Origin of the sequence: Bacillus sp. R45, from assembly GCF_021729365.1 — a bacterium.
GTDB lineage: Bacteria > Bacillota > Bacilli > Bacillales > Bacillaceae > Bacillus > Bacillus velezensis.
The window spans coordinates 1609745-1624909 of the sequence record NZ_CP091421.1; the positions used below are offsets into that span (position 1 = coordinate 1609745).

The window sequence follows — 15165 nt, forward strand, 5'->3', positions numbered from 1 at the left end:
ATACATATCTTGTTTACACATATAAGGAGGAATTCAAATGGCTATTACTGCACAGCAGGTAAAAGAACTGCGTCAAAAAACAGGCGCTGGTATGATGGACTGTAAAAAAGCATTGACTGAAACTGACGGAGATATGGACAAAGCAATCGACCTTCTGAGAGAAAAAGGAATTGCGAAAGCGGCTAAAAAAGCTGACCGTATCGCTGCTGAAGGTTCTACTCTTATTAAAACTGACGGCAACAAAGGCGTTATCTTAGAAGTAAACTCTGAAACTGATTTCGTTGCGAAAAACGAAGGCTTCAAAGAGCTTCTGAACACGCTTGCTGACCACCTTCTTGCAAACGCTCCTGCTGATCTTGAAGAAGCGATGGGTCAAAAGATGGAAAACGGTTCTACTGTTGAAGAATACATCACAAGCAACGTTGCTAAAATCGGAGAGAAAATCACTCTTCGCCGTTTTGCTGTTCTTACAAAAGAAGACAGCGAAGCGTTCGGTGCTTACCTTCACATGGGAGGCCGCATCGGCGTATTATCCGTTCTTAGCGGAACAACTGACGAAGATCTTGCAAAAGACATCGCGATGCATGTTGCAGCGGTAAATCCTCGTTATATTTCCCGCGACCAAGTGTCTGAAGAAGAAGCAAACCATGAGCGTCAGATCCTGACTCAGCAAGCTCTTCAAGAAGGCAAACCGGAAAACATCGTAGCTAAAATGGTTGAAGGCCGTCTGAACAAATTCTTCGAAGAAATTTGCTTATTAGACCAAGCTTTCGTTAAAAACCCAGACGAAAAAGTGAAACAAGTTGTGGCTGCGAAAAACGCATCTGTTAAAACTTACGTCCGCTACGAAGTTGGAGAAGGCATTGAAAAACGCCAAGAAAACTTTGCTGAAGAAGTTATGAACCAAGTGAAAAAATAATGGCGGAAAGCCTTGGCGAATCTTTCGCGGCTTTTCAGGCAGTATAGGGGACACTACTTGTGTTCCCTATTTTTAAAACTATATTTACAAACCTTTTTTTCTCTTGCATAATAGGAAACGGCAATGTTTACACTTGGAGGTTATTATGGAAAAACCAAAATACAATCGTATCGTTTTAAAGCTTAGCGGAGAAGCATTGGCAGGAGAGCAGGGAAACGGCATTAATCCGACTGTTATCCAATCCATCGCTAAACAGGTAAAAGAAATCGCTGAGCTTGACGTCGAAGTGGCCGTAGTTGTAGGCGGCGGCAACTTATGGCGCGGAAAAACAGGCAGTGACTTAGGAATGGACCGTGCGACGGCCGATTATATGGGCATGCTTGCTACTGTCATGAACTCACTTGCCCTGCAGGACAGCCTGGAAACGCTCGGAATTCAGTCCAGAGTGCAGACATCAATTGAAATGCGTCAGGTCGCTGAGCCTTATATCAGAAGAAAAGCCATCCGCCACCTGGAGAAAAAACGCGTTGTGATTTTTGCCGCGGGAACGGGAAACCCTTATTTCTCTACGGACACAACCGCAGCGCTGCGTGCCGCTGAAATCGAAGCGGATGTGATTTTAATGGCGAAAAATAATGTCGACGGTGTGTATAATGCCGATCCGAGAAAAGATGAGTCAGCTGTTAAATACGAAAAATTATCTTATCTCGATGTGTTAAAAGACGGGCTGGAAGTCATGGATTCTACGGCTTCTTCACTATGTATGGATAATGATATTCCGCTGATCGTCTTTTCTATTATGGAAGAAGGAAATATTAAGCGTGCCGTAATCGGCGAATCAATCGGAACGATCGTAAGGGGGAAATAACGTTGTCAAACGAAGTATTAACACAAACAAAAGAACGCATGGAAAAAGCGGTTGCCGCTTATTCACGTGAATTGGCGTCAGTCCGCGCGGGACGTGCCAACCCATCTCTATTGGATAAAGTGACAGTAGAATACTACGGTGCCCAAACACCTTTAAACCAGCTGTCTTCCATCAATGTGCCTGAAGCGCGTATGCTTGTTGTCACACCGTATGACAAAACGGCAATCGGCGATATTGAAAAAGCGATCCTGAAAGCTGACCTTGGCGTAACTCCGACAAGTGACGGCACAATTATCCGCATCGCGATCCCGGCTCTGACGGAAGAAAGACGTAAAGAACTTGTCAAAGTCGTGAAAAAATACGCGGAAGAAGCGAAAGTAGCAGTCCGTAATGTCCGCCGTGACAGCAACGACGACCTCAAAAAACTTGAGAAAAACGGGGACATTACAGAAGACGAGCTTCGTGCTTCCAGTGAAGACGTTCAAAAGCTGACAGATGAATATGTGTCAAAAATTGACAGCGTCACGAAAGACAAAGAAAAAGAAATCATGGAAGTTTAATGAAAAACTATGTACAATAGATAATGTGAAAAGACCCTCTCATGTTTACAGGGGGTTTTTTTGTTAATACTGTTGATTACATTGATCATCAGCAACGCAACCTTTTTGGGTGACGGAGGAATCTCATGCTCAACATACTCAAAAATTGGAAGAATCAGCAGAATGCGGCTTCCAACTTAGAACGGTATACAAAAGAAGACATACTGAAGGGTGAAATTCCCGCACACATTGCCATTATTATGGACGGAAACGGACGCTGGGCGAAGAAGCGCTCACTCCCGCGGATTGCCGGACATCATGAAGGAATGAAAGTGGTAAAAAGGGTGACAAAGCTCGCAAATCAGCTCGGCGTTAAAGTTCTGACTCTTTATGCGTTTTCAACGGAGAATTGGAAGCGACCGAAGATGGAAGTCGACTTTTTGATGAAGCTTCCGGAAGAGTTCCTGAATACGTATCTTCCTGAATTGATAGAGGAAAATGTACAGGTGAAAATTATCGGAGATGAATCCGCGCTCCCTTCTCATACGTACAGGGCGATTGAGAAGGCCGTAAAAGATACAGAACAAAATGACGGGCTGATTCTCAATTTCGCTTTGAACTACGGCGGACGCACGGAAATCGTCAATGCGGCAAAAGCATTGGCCGAACAGGTGAAAAGCGGCACGCTGAATATCGAAGACATTGATGAAGCGCTCTTTTCCGGGCATTTAATGACAGAATCAATCCAGGACCCGGAACTGCTCATCAGAACGAGCGGAGAAATCAGACTGAGCAACTTTATGCTTTGGCAGGTGGCTTACAGTGAATTTGTTTTTACAGATGTCCTGTGGCCCGATTTTAAAGAAGATCACTTTCTGCAGGCAGTGGGAGAATTTCAGCAGCGGGGCCGGAGGTTTGGCGGAATTTAGAGGATGGTGGAAATGAAACAAAGATTGTTAACAGGTGTTCTGGCAGCGGCACTATTTTTATTTTTGGTTATTTTCGGAGGATTGCCGTTCACCGTATTTGTTTACGTGATGGGAAGTATAGCGCTTTTTGAGCTTTTGCGGATGAAAAAGCTCAGATTTTTTTCTTTTCCGGGTCTGATCAGCTTCTTGTTGTTATGGCTGTATATGATGCCGGACAAATATCATTTTTTCGATGCGAAAATGGAAGTAACGATTTTCGCCGTATTGATTCTGCTCAGCTATACGGTGCTCGTGAAAAACACCTTTACGTTTGACGAAGTCGGGTTTATCGTTCTCGCGACGGTATATATCGGACTGTGTTTTCATTATTTTATTGAAATCAGAAACATTGAAACAAACGGGCTTTTGTATATCTTTTATGCCTGCGTTGTCATATGGTCAACGGACTCAGGCGCATATTTCGTCGGAAAGTCGCTCGGGAAGCGGAAGCTGTGGCCCGAAATCAGTCCCAACAAAACAGTGGAAGGGTTTCTCGGCGGTATAGTCATCGCCCTTATTTTTACGGCTGTTTTTCAGCTGTTTGCACACCTTCCGATTTCATATCCGGTTCTTTTGGTCATCACGCTTGTTCTGTCTGTGTTCGGACAGATCGGGGATTTGGTTGAATCAGCGCTTAAGCGGCACTATGATGTGAAGGATTCGGGGAAAATCCTTCCCGGGCACGGCGGCATTTTAGACCGATTTGACAGCTTTTTGTTTGTCATGCCGTTCTTATACTTTCTGCTTGCGCTTTTTTCATGAGAAAGGCTAATATGAAAATAAGACCGATCTGGACGCATAGAATGGGAGTGGCATTTTGAAGAATATTTGTCTTTTAGGAGCAACAGGATCAATCGGGGAGCAGACGTTAGACGTATTGCGCATGCATCAAGATCAGTTCCGTCTCGTCTCGATGACTTTCGGTAAAAACGCCGAGAAAGCGATCCCGTTGATCAGAACGTTTCAGCCGAAATATGTAGCAGTCGGCGACATGGATACATATCAAAAAGTGAAAGAAGCGTCTTTTTCGCATGAATGTCAAATCGGCATCGGAGAAGAAGGCCTGATTGAAGCGGCAGTCATGGACGAAGTGGATATCGTGGTCAATGCGCTGCTTGGAAGCGTCGGTTTAATCCCGACTTTGAAAGCGATTGAACAGAAAAAAACAATTGCGCTTGCAAATAAGGAAACTCTCGTCACTGCCGGGCATATAGTGAAAGGACACGCAAAACGATACGGTGTTCCTCTTCTTCCGGTTGACAGCGAACATTCCGCTATTTTTCAGGCGCTGCAAGGCGAACAGAGCAAAAATATCGAGCGCCTGATCATTACGGCATCCGGCGGCAGTTTCAGGGATAAAACGCGGCAGGAGCTTGAGTCTGTAACGATTGCCGACGCCCTTAATCACCCGAACTGGTCGATGGGTGCAAAGATTACGATTGACTCGGCTACAATGATGAATAAAGGGCTTGAAGTCATTGAAGCGCATTGGCTGTTTGACATTCCGTATGAACAGATTGACGTTGTATTACATAAAGAGAGCATCATTCATTCGATGGTTGAATTTCACGACAGAAGCGTCATCGCCCAGCTCGGAAATCCGGACATGAGGGTGCCGATTCAATACGCGCTGACATATCCGGACCGGCTGCCTCTGCCTGAAACAAAAAGGCTTGAATTATGGGAGATCGGAAGCCTTCATTTTGCGAAAGCTGACTTTGAAAGGTTCCGCTGCTTACAATTTGCCTTTGAATCAGGTAAAATAGGGGGAACGATGCCGACGGTTTTAAATGCGGCCAACGAAGAAGCCGTTGCCGCTTTTCTTGCCGGACGGATTTCATTCTTATCGATTGAGGACCTGATTGAAAAAGCATTGGACCGCCACAGCGTAATTCAGGATCCGAGTCTTGCGGATATCCAAGAAGTGGACAAAGACACCCGGGGATACGTTAATTCAATACTCACATAAGGTGGTATGTTCGTGAATACAGTTATCGCGTTTATTATTATTTTCGGAACGCTCGTTTTTTTCCATGAGCTCGGGCATTTATTGCTCGCCCAAAGAGCGGGAATCCTTTGCCGTGAATTTGCGATCGGCTTCGGCCCTAAAATCTTTTCATTTAAAAAGAATGAAACCGTGTATACGATCAGACTCCTTCCGGTCGGAGGGTTCGTCCGCATGGCCGGTGAAGACCCGGAGATGATCGAAGTCAAACCCGGTTATACCGTCGGGCTTCTTTTTAATAAAGATGACGAAGTGGAAAAAGTCATCATTAATCAAAAGGAAAAATATCCCGACGCTTTAATTATCGAGGTGGAGACGGCTGATCTTGAGCACGAAATGAAGATTACCGGGTACGAGCAGGGGAAAGAAGATGAACTGGCGGGCTTTACTGTCAGTCAGACCTCTTTTTTTATCGTAGACGGAGAAGAAGTGCAGATTGCGCCTTACAATCGACAATTCGGGTCTAAACCCGTATGGAAGCGGATTAAGGCGATTGCTGCCGGTCCGATTATGAACTTCATCTTAGCGTATGTCATTCTCGTCATGCTCGGATTCATTCAAGGCGTGCCTTCAAATCAGCCTGAGCTCGGGAAGCTGACAGACAATGGACGCGCAGCTGCTGCAGGTTTAAAAGAAGGCGACTATATCCAGAGCATTAACGGTGAAAAAATGAGGTCATGGACCGACATCGTGACAGCGGTAAAAGAAAATCCCGGGAAAAAAATCGATGTCGCCGTCAAACGGGATGGCAAATCGTTTCATATCTCGGTTACACCTGAAGCTGTAAAAGATGAAAATAAAAAAACAATCGGCCGCTTCGGCTCTTATGCGCCGACTGAAAAAGGCGCGCTTGCAGCGATTGCTTACGGCGCGACATCTACCGTTGATGTCACAAAAGCGATCCTGACCAATCTGAGCAAACTTGTGACAGGCCAGTTTAAGCTTGATATGCTTTCGGGTCCTGTCGGCATTTATGATATGACGGATCAAGTTGCAAAAACCGGTATTATCAACCTATTCCAGTTTGCGGCGTTTTTAAGCATCAACCTGGGAATCGTCAACCTGCTGCCGATACCGGCGCTTGACGGCGGACGGCTGCTGTTTTTATTCATAGAAGCAATCCGCGGCAAGCCGATTAACCGTGACAAGGAAGCATTTGTCGTATTTATCGGCGTAGCTTTCTTAATGCTTCTTATGCTGGTTGTCACATGGAACGATATCCAGCGTTTATTCTTATAATTGACTAGTAAAAAATCAGAGGTGCGAAGACATGAGACAAAGTTTGACGCTTATTCCGACCCTGAGAGAAGTGCCGGCTGATGCTGAAGCAAAAAGCCATAAGCTTCTGCTGAGAGCGGGATTTATCAGACAAAATACGAGCGGGGTTTACAGCTACATGCCCCTGGCTTACAGGGTCATTCAAAACATTCAGAAGATCGTGCGTGAAGAAATGGAAAAAATCAACGCGGTGGAAATGCTGATGCCGGCCCTTCAACAGGCTGAAACATGGCAGGAATCAGGCAGATGGTATACGTACGGGCCTGAATTAATGCGTCTGAAAGACCGCCACGGCCGTGAATTTGCTTTAGGCGCGACACATGAAGAAGTCATTACTTCTCTCGTGCGTGATGAGGTGAAATCTTATAAGCGTCTGCCGCTCACTCTTTACCAGATCCAGTCTAAATTCAGAGATGAAAAACGCCCGCGTTTCGGGTTATTGCGCGGACGCGAATTCATCATGAAAGATGCGTATTCTTTCCATGCTTCTGAAGAAAGTCTGGAGGAAACGTACCAAAACATGTACGGCGCATACAGCAGCATTTTCGCACGCTGTGAATTAAACGTCCGTCCCGTTATTGCCGACTCGGGCGCGATGGGCGGAAAAGACACGCATGAATTTATGGCTCTTTCTGAAATAGGGGAAGATACCATCGCTTATTCCGATGGATCCTCTTACGCAGCCAATACGGAAATGGCGGAAGTTGTCATGAACAGCGAGCCGTCAGATGAAACACCCGAGGCATTGGAGAAAATTGATACGCCGAATGTCAAAAGCATTGAAGAGCTCGCTTCGTTCTTGCAGATCGAGCCGAGCGCCTGCATCAAATCAATGCTGTTTAAAGCGGATGACCGATTTGTTCTCGTGTTAGTAAGAGGCGATCATGAGGTCAATGACGTGAAAGTGAAAAACCTTCTGAACGCGGAAGTGGTTGAGCTTGCGTCTCATGAAGAAGTAGCGGAGAAACTTGGCACGGAGCCGGGATTTGCGGGGCCGATCGGCGTTGCCGGCGACATTGAGATTTATGCCGACCAAGCCGTGAAAGTAATGATAAACGCCGTTTGCGGCGCGAATGAAAAAGACCGTCATTACCGAAACGTAAACATCGAACGTGACGCGTCTGTAAAAGCGTATGCCGATCTTCGAATCATTCAGGAAGGCGATCCGTCACCTGACGGAAAAGGCACGATCCGTTTCGCTGAAGGGATTGAGGTCGGACAAGTCTTTAAACTCGGCACGCGTTACTCTGAAGCGATGAATGCGACATACCTTGATGAAAACGGGCGTGCGCAGCCGATGCTGATGGGATGTTACGGAATCGGCGTGTCCAGAACGCTTTCTGCCATCGCTGAACAGCATCACGACGAAAAAGGCTTGATCTGGCCGAAGAGCGTTGCTCCGTATGATCTTCATATTTTGGCGCTGAATATGAAAAATGAAGCGCAAAAAGAGCTTGCTGAACAGCTTTACGGCAAATTCCAGGCAGAAGGTTATGAGGTATTATACGATGACCGCGCTGAACGCGCAGGCGTGAAGTTTGCTGATTCTGATCTGATCGGCCTTCCGATCCGCATCACTGTCGGAAAACGTGCCGACGAAGGCATCGTAGAAGTGAAAATCCGCAAAACCGGTGAATCTGCCGAAGTTTCAGTGAATGAGCTTTCTGAATTTATTAAGACGAAGTAATCACCATAACGAATCGTACAAAATCATGTTAAAATAGAGAAAAAAGAAGGTACCTCATCACCTGCGGAGGTACCTTCACTTATGATGTTTTAAGGGAGGGATACTGTCTGAATGGAACAGTTATCAGTAAACAGAAGACAGTTTCAGATTCTTCTGCAGCAGCTTAATATGACAGATGATACCTTCATGACATACTTTGAAGACGGAGAGATTGATAAACTGACAATCCATAAAGCAGAAAAAGCCTGGCATTTCCAATTTCGCTTTAAGGCTCTTTTGCCGTATCAAATATATGATTCATTCATGATGAGGTTAACACAATCGTTTGCTCACATCGCCCGTGTCACATCGTCTGTTCAGGTCATCGATCCTACAGTGACAGAGGAGCTTGTACAGGATTATTGGACACGCTGTATTGAAGAGCTTGAAGGAACCTCGCCGCCGATGGTGGCTCTTTTGAATCAGCAGAAGCCGAAGCTCAAGGGAAACAAACTGATCGTGAAAACAAAAACAGATACAGAAGCATCGGCGCTCAAAAATAAATACAGCGCACTGATTCAGCACAGCTATCGCCAATTCGGATTTCCGGAACTGCAGCTGGATACCGAAATTTTCGTATCTGACCAAGAAGTCCAGAAATTCCGCGAGCAAAAGCTTGCTGAAGATCAGGAGCGGGCGATGCAGGCGCTTATCGAAATGGAGAAGAAGGAAAAAGAGGGCGATGAGGATCAAGCGCCGTCCGGCCCGCTTGTCATTGGCTATCAAATTAAAGAGAACGAAGAAATCCGGACGCTTGACAGCATCATGGATGAAGAAAGAAGAATCACGGTGCAGGGGTTTGTGTTTGATGCTGAAACACGCGAGCTGAAAAGCGGACGCACGCTCTGTATTTTCAAAATCACGGACTATACAAACAGTATTTTAGTAAAAATGTTCGCCAGAGAAAAAGAAGACGCCGCTTTGATGAAAACGCTGAAAAAAGGCATGTGGGTGAAGGCGCGGGGAAGCATTCAAAACGATACATTCGTCAGAGACCTCGTCATGATTGCAAATGACGTGAATGAAATAAAAGCCAAAACCCGTGAAGACACCGCTCCTGAAGGCGAAAAACGGGTTGAGCTTCATCTGCATTCTCCGATGAGCCAAATGGATGCTGTAACGGGCATCGGAAAGCTTGTCGAACAGGCGAAAAAATGGGGACATGAAGCGATTGCGTTAACTGATCATGCCGTTGTGCAGTCTTTCCCGGATGCCTATTCCGCCGCGAAAAAACACGGCATTAAAATGATTTACGGAATGGAAGCCAATATCGTGGATGACGGTGTTCCGATCGCATACAATCCAGCTCACCGTCTTTTGGAAGAAGACACATACGTCGTCTTTGACGTTGAAACGACAGGTCTGTCCGCAGTATATGACACCATCATTGAGCTTGCCGCAGTCAAAATAAGAGGCGGAGAAATCATCGATAAATTCGAAGCGTTCGCCAATCCGCACCATCCGCTGTCAGCAACGACGATAGAGCTTACCGGGATAACGGACGACATGGTCCGCGACGCTCCCGATGTCGTTGACGTCGTCCGGGATTTTAAAGAATGGATCGGCGATGACGTGCTTGTGGCTCATAACGCCAGCTTTGATATGGGATTTTTAAATGTGGCGTACAAGCGTCTTTTGAAAACGGAAAAAGCGAAAAATCCAGTCATTGATACGCTGGAACTCGCGCGTTTCCTGTATCCTGAATTTAAAAATCACCGCTTAAATACGTTATGTAAGAAGTTTGATATCGAATTAACCCAGCATCACCGAGCGGTCTTTGACGCTGAAGCAACGGGCTACCTGCTGTTGAAAATGCTCAAAGATGCCGCTGAAAAAGACATTTTTTATCATGATCAGCTGAATGAGAATATGGGACAATCCAATGCTTATCAAAGATCAAGGCCTTATCACGCTACATTGCTTGCCGTAAATGAGACCGGCCTTAAAAATCTGTTTAAGCTCGTGTCCATTTCTCATATTCAATATTTCTACAGAGTGCCGCGCATTCCGAGGTCGCAGCTTAATAAATACAGAGAAGGTCTGTTAATCGGCTCTGCCTGTGACAGGGGAGAGGTCTTTGAAGGCATGATGCAAAAATCACCTGAAGAGGTTGAAGATATCGCATCATTCTATGATTATCTTGAAGTGCAGCCGCCGGAAGTATACAGACACCTTCTGCAGCTTGAGCTCGTCCGGGATGAAAAAGCGCTGAAAGAAATCATCGCTAACATCACGAAGCTCGGGGAAAAATTGAATAAGCCGGTCGTTGCCACCGGAAATGTTCACTATTTAAACGATGAGGACAAAATTTACCGGAAGATCTTAATATCTTCCCAAGGCGGCGCCAACCCGTTAAACAGGCACGAACTGCCTAAAGTGCACTTCAGAACGACAGATGAAATGCTGGATGCTTTCTCCTTTCTCGGTGCGGAAAAAGCGAAAGAAATTGTGGTTGACAATACGCAGAAAGTCGCTTCGATGATCAATGAGATCAAACCGATCAAAGACGATCTGTACACGCCGAAAATTGACGGAGCCGATGAAGAAATCCGTGAAATGAGCTATCAGCGCGCCAGAAGCATTTACGGTGAAGAGCTTCCTGAAATTGTGGAAGCGAGAATAGAAAAAGAATTAAAAAGCATCATCGGTCATGGATTCGCCGTTATTTATCTCATCTCCCATAAGCTTGTAAAACGGTCTCTGGATGACGGTTATCTCGTCGGCTCCCGGGGGTCCGTCGGTTCATCGCTTGTGGCGACCTTAACGGAAATTACTGAAGTGAATCCGCTCGCTCCGCACTATGTGTGCCCGAGCTGCCGATATTCCGAATTCTTTAATGACGGATCAGTCGGTTCCGGTTTTGACCTTCCGGATAAAAGCTGCCCGTCTTGCGGCACACCTTTGAAAAAGGACGGGCATGATATCCCGTTTGAAACGTTCTTAGGCTTTAAAGGTGACAAAGTACCCGATATCGACTTGAACTTCTCAGGTGAGTATCAGCCCCATGCCCATAACTACACGAAAGTGCTGTTCGGTGAAGATAACGTGTATCGCGCGGGAACGATCGGCACCGTTGCGGAAAAGACGGCTTACGGATATGTGAAAGGCTATGCGGGTGATCACAACCTACACATGCGCGGCGCGGAGATCGACCGTCTGGTGCAGGGCTGCACCGGCGTTAAGAGAACGACCGGCCAGCACCCGGGGGGGATTATCGTTGTCCCGGATTACATGGATATTTACGATTTTTCCCCGATACAATTCCCGGCAGATGCGACGGGGTCTGAATGGAAAACGACTCATTTTGACTTCCACTCCATTCATGACAACCTGCTGAAGCTTGATATATTGGGGCACGATGATCCGACAGTCATCCGGATGCTCCAGGATTTAAGCGGAATTGATCCGAAGACGATTCCGACAGATGATCCGGAAGTTATGAAGATTTTCCAAGGCACAGAATCGCTCGGCGTCACTGAAGAGCAGATCGGCTGTAAAACGGGGACGCTCGGCATTCCTGAATTCGGGACGCGATTTGTGCGGCAGATGCTTGAGGATACGAAGCCGACGACGTTCTCCGAGCTTGTCCAGATTTCCGGGCTTTCCCACGGCACGGACGTATGGCTCGGCAACGCGCAGGAACTGATACACAACAATACGTGTGAACTGAGCGAAGTGATCGGCTGCCGTGATGACATTATGGTTTACTTGATTTATCAGGGCCTTGAGCCTTCACTGGCCTTTAAAATCATGGAATTCGTGCGTAAAGGCAAAGGCCTGACGCCGGAATGGGAAGAAGAAATGAAAAAGAACAATGTGCCGAACTGGTATATTGATTCATGCAAAAAAATCAAATACATGTTCCCGAAAGCCCACGCCGCCGCATACGTGCTGATGGCGGTGCGGATTGCCTATTTTAAAGTGCATCACGCGCTTTTATATTATGCTGCGTACTTTACCGTCCGCGCAGATGACTTTGACATTGATACAATGATTAAAGGCTCAACCGCCATCAGAGCGGTGATGGATGATATCAGCTCTAAAGGGCTTGATGCTTCGCCGAAGGAGAAAAACCTCCTTACCGTGTTAGAGCTTGCGCTTGAAATGTGTGAGCGCGGCTATTCCTTCCAGAAGGTCGATCTATACCGTTCGAGCGCTTCGGAATTTATCATTGACGGCAACAGTCTCATCCCGCCGTTCAACTCAATTCCGGGACTCGGAACCAACGCCGCTCTCAATATTGTGAAAGCGCGGGAAGAAGGGGAGTTCCTTTCAAAAGAGGATCTTCAAAAACGAGGAAAAGTGTCAAAAACCATTTTAGAGTATTTAGACCGTCACGGCTGTCTTGAGTCGCTTCCGGACCAAAATCAGCTGTCTCTGTTTTAAGCTTTGTGCACAGCCTCCGAGCGGAGTTTGATTTGCATTAAATATATGGTTATGGTATAGTTTTATTGGAAATGCTAACGATTACCGAGGCAAAGAGTGGGGAAACCCGCTCTTTTGTATTGAACAGGCAATTTTGCCTCGACATGTCCATCGTTTTCTCAATGCCCCTGCTCTTTAGAAGCAGGGTTTTTATGCAGAGGAACGGCTGATATGATATCGACAGCACAAGGAGGAAAAACATGAGCAAAAAAGTGACTGATACCGTTCAAGGAATGGCTCAGCCCATACTGGATGACCTTCAGCTTGAACTCGTAGACATTGAATTTGTCAAAGAGGGTCAAAACTGGTTCCTTCGCGTGTTTATTGATTCCGATAACGGTGTTGATATTGAGGAGTGCGCCAAAGTCAGCGAAGCGTTAAGCGAAAAGCTGGATGAGGCCGATCCGATCACTCAGAACTACTTTCTTGAAGTATCTTCTCCTGGAGCCGAGCGTCCATTAAAGAAAAAAGCCGACTTCGAAAAATCACTGGGCAAAAATGTGTACATGAAAACGTACGAACCGATTGACGGTTTAAAAGTGTTTGAAGGCAAATTGGCTGAATTTGATGGACAAACTGTTACAATAGAGATGACGGTCAAAACAAGAAAGAAACGGGTCAATATTCCGTATGAAAAAATAGCTAACGCAAGATTAGCTGTAACATTTTAATGAATGAAGTATTAGTGTTTAAGGGGGGAGACCGCTAACATGAGCAGTGAACTATTAGATGCTCTCACTATTCTTGAAAAAGAAAAAGGCATCAGTAAAGACATTATCATCGAAGCAATTGAAGCTGCCTTAATTTCCGCGTATAAGCGAAATTTTAACCAGGCGCAAAACGTACGGGTCGATCTGAACCGTGAGACGGGCACGATCCGCGTGTTCGCAAGAAAGGATGTCGTAGACGAGGTATACGATTCAAGACTTGAAATCTCGCTTGACGACGCCCAGCACATCCATCCGAACTACCTTGTCGGAGATGTCGTTGAAATAGAAGTAACGCCGAAAGACTTCGGCCGCATTGCTGCGCAGACGGCGAAACAAGTGGTGACGCAGCGTGTCCGTGAAGCTGAGCGCGGCGTGATTTACTCAGAATTTATCGATCGTGAAGAAGACATCATGACGGGAATTGTACAGCGCTTAGACAGCAAGTTTATTTACGTGTCTCTCGGCAAGATTGAAGCGCTGCTGCCCGTCAATGAACAAATGCCGAATGAGAGCTATAAACCGCACGATCGGATTAAAGTATTTATCACAAAAGTCGAAAAAACGACAAAAGGGCCGCAGATCTATGTATCAAGAACGCATCCTGGTCTGTTGAAGCGTCTTTTTGAAATCGAAGTACCGGAAATTTATGACGGAACGGTCGAACTGAAATCCGTTGCCAGAGAAGCGGGCGACCGCTCTAAAATCTCCGTCCGCACTGATGACCCTGACGTTGATCCGGTCGGTTCATGCGTCGGTCCTAAAGGCCAGCGGGTGCAGGCGATCGTCAATGAACTGAAAGGCGAAAAAATTGATATCGTCAACTGGTCTGATGATCCGGTTGAATTTGTTGCCAATGCGCTCAGCCCGTCTAAAGTGCTGGATGTCATCGTCAGCGAAGAAGAAAAAGCCACGACTGTCATCGTTCCTGATTACCAGCTTTCTCTGGCAATCGGAAAAAGAGGGCAAAACGCCCGCTTAGCCGCGAAACTGACAGGCTGGAAAATCGATATCAAAAGTGAAACGGATGCAAGAGACCTTGGCATCTATCCGAGAGAGCATGAAGAAGATGACGATTTAGAGCCGCTCTTTATGGAGCCTGAAACAGCCGAATCGGATGAATAAGAGGTGACTTTAGGTGAATAAGCGAAAAAAAATTCCTCTGCGCAAATGCGTGGTAACGGGGGAAATGAAGCCTAAAAAGGAACTGATCCGAATTGTCCGTTCTAAAGAAGGAGAGATTTCAGTCGATCCGACCGGAAAGAAGAACGGGCGGGGTGCCTATATCACCCTTGAGAAAGAATGCATCTTAGCTGCGAAAAAGAAAAACACATTGCAAAATCAATTTCAATCACAAATCGATGACCAGATTTTCGAAGAATTGCTGGAACTGGCGGAAAAGGTGAAAAAATAACATGTCTGGAATGGAATGGTTTCCCTTGCTGGGTCTGGCCAATCGAGCTCGTAAGGTCGTGTCGGGCGAGGACTTGGTTATAAAAGAAATTAGAAATGCGCGTGCAAAACTTGTTCTGCTGACAGAAGATGCATCTGCGAATACTGCAAAAAAAGTATCCGATAAATGCAATTATTATAAAGTGCCTTATAAAAAAGTCGAAAGCCGCGCGGATCTCGGCCGCTCTATCGGCAAGGAATCACGTGTCGTTGTCGCCGTCACTGACCAAGGTTTTGCGAATAAGCTGATCAGCTTGCTCGATTAATATTTTTGGGGG

13 protein-coding genes are annotated in these 15165 nt (G+C 46.1%); all 13 read left to right on the plus strand.

Translation table 11 applies throughout. The annotated features are described in order from the left end of the window. The first annotated feature begins 37 nt into the window (after window positions 1-37). The 13 genes from tsf (at window position 38) to L3V45_RS08220 (ending at window position 15153) form a co-directional block, all read left to right on the plus strand. Window positions 38-919, plus strand: a complete 882-nt coding sequence (tsf, locus tag L3V45_RS08160; RefSeq protein ID WP_003154214.1) for a translation elongation factor Ts — start codon at window positions 38-40, stop codon at window positions 917-919. Between the two features lie 145 nt (window positions 920-1064). Beyond that, a complete protein-coding gene (gene pyrH / locus L3V45_RS08165) occupies window positions 1065-1787 on the plus strand; it encodes a UMP kinase (RefSeq protein WP_003154213.1) in 723 nt (240 codons plus the stop codon). Between the two features lie 2 nt (window positions 1788-1789). Continuing rightward, the gene (gene frr / locus L3V45_RS08170; RefSeq protein WP_003154212.1) at window positions 1790-2347 is read left to right on the plus strand and encodes a ribosome recycling factor; all 558 of its coding nucleotides are present in this window, start codon (window positions 1790-1792) and stop codon (window positions 2345-2347) included. Between the two features lie 125 nt (window positions 2348-2472). Next, window positions 2473-3255: an undecaprenyl pyrophosphate synthase gene (locus L3V45_RS08175; RefSeq protein ID WP_003154211.1), complete on the plus strand. Its 783-nt coding sequence runs from the start codon at window positions 2473-2475 to the stop codon at window positions 3253-3255. A gap of 3 nt (window positions 3256-3258) precedes the next feature. After that, the gene (locus L3V45_RS08180) at window positions 3259-4056 is read left to right on the plus strand and encodes a phosphatidate cytidylyltransferase (protein ID WP_021734132.1); all 798 of its coding nucleotides are present in this window, start codon (window positions 3259-3261) and stop codon (window positions 4054-4056) included. Window positions 4057-4111: 55 nt separating this feature from the next. Next, entirely contained in the window at window positions 4112-5263 is a 1152-nt protein-coding gene (dxr, locus tag L3V45_RS08185) for a 1-deoxy-D-xylulose-5-phosphate reductoisomerase (protein ID WP_003154208.1), read from the plus strand. A 6-nt stretch (window positions 5264-5269) separates the two neighbouring features. Continuing rightward, entirely contained in the window at window positions 5270-6538 is a 1269-nt protein-coding gene (rseP, locus tag L3V45_RS08190; protein WP_007611459.1) for an RIP metalloprotease RseP, read from the plus strand. Between the two features lie 31 nt (window positions 6539-6569). Next, window positions 6570-8264, plus strand: coding sequence for a proline--tRNA ligase (locus L3V45_RS08195; protein ID WP_234949691.1), 1695 nt, complete (start codon window positions 6570-6572; stop codon window positions 8262-8264). Between the two features lie 111 nt (window positions 8265-8375). After that, window positions 8376-12689, plus strand: coding sequence for a PolC-type DNA polymerase III (locus L3V45_RS08200; RefSeq protein ID WP_003154199.1), 4314 nt, complete (start codon window positions 8376-8378; stop codon window positions 12687-12689). A 239-nt stretch (window positions 12690-12928) separates the two neighbouring features. Next, on the plus strand, window positions 12929-13399 hold the full coding sequence (rimP, locus tag L3V45_RS08205) for a ribosome maturation factor RimP (protein ID WP_003154197.1): 471 nt from the start codon (window positions 12929-12931) through the stop codon (window positions 13397-13399). Between the two features lie 39 nt (window positions 13400-13438). After that, window positions 13439-14560 carry a transcription termination factor NusA gene (gene nusA, locus L3V45_RS08210; protein ID WP_003154195.1) on the plus strand — a complete coding sequence of 374 codons (1122 nt, stop codon included), beginning with the start codon at window positions 13439-13441 and terminating at the stop codon, window positions 14558-14560. Window positions 14561-14573: 13 nt separating this feature from the next. Further along, on the plus strand, window positions 14574-14849 hold the full coding sequence (gene rulR, locus L3V45_RS08215) for a glucose-induced regulator RulR (RefSeq protein ID WP_003154193.1): 276 nt from the start codon (window positions 14574-14576) through the stop codon (window positions 14847-14849). A 1-nt stretch (window position 14850) separates the two neighbouring features. Then, on the plus strand, window positions 14851-15153 hold the full coding sequence (locus L3V45_RS08220) for a YlxQ family RNA-binding protein (RefSeq protein WP_003154192.1): 303 nt from the start codon (window positions 14851-14853) through the stop codon (window positions 15151-15153). The last annotated feature ends 12 nt before the right edge of the window (window positions 15154-15165 follow it).

Coding starts and splice junctions, on each gene's coding strand:
- tsf (WP_003154214.1), top strand. CDS start 38: ATGGCTATTACTGCACAGCAGGTAAAAGAACTGCGTCAAAAAACAGGC.
- pyrH (WP_003154213.1), top strand. CDS start 1,065: ATGGAAAAACCAAAATACAATCGTATCGTTTTAAAGCTTAGCGGAGAA.
- L3V45_RS08175 (WP_003154211.1), top strand. CDS start 2,473: ATGCTCAACATACTCAAAAATTGGAAGAATCAGCAGAATGCGGCTTCC.
- L3V45_RS08180 (WP_021734132.1), top strand. CDS start 3,259: ATGGTGGAAATGAAACAAAGATTGTTAACAGGTGTTCTGGCAGCGGCA.
- rseP (WP_007611459.1), top strand. CDS start 5,270: ATGTTCGTGAATACAGTTATCGCGTTTATTATTATTTTCGGAACGCTC.
- L3V45_RS08195 (WP_234949691.1), top strand. CDS start 6,570: ATGAGACAAAGTTTGACGCTTATTCCGACCCTGAGAGAAGTGCCGGCT.
- L3V45_RS08200 (WP_003154199.1), top strand. CDS start 8,376: ATGGAACAGTTATCAGTAAACAGAAGACAGTTTCAGATTCTTCTGCAG.
- rimP (WP_003154197.1), top strand. CDS start 12,929: ATGAGCAAAAAAGTGACTGATACCGTTCAAGGAATGGCTCAGCCCATA.
- nusA (WP_003154195.1), top strand. CDS start 13,439: ATGAGCAGTGAACTATTAGATGCTCTCACTATTCTTGAAAAAGAAAAA.
- L3V45_RS08220 (WP_003154192.1), top strand. CDS start 14,851: ATGTCTGGAATGGAATGGTTTCCCTTGCTGGGTCTGGCCAATCGAGCT.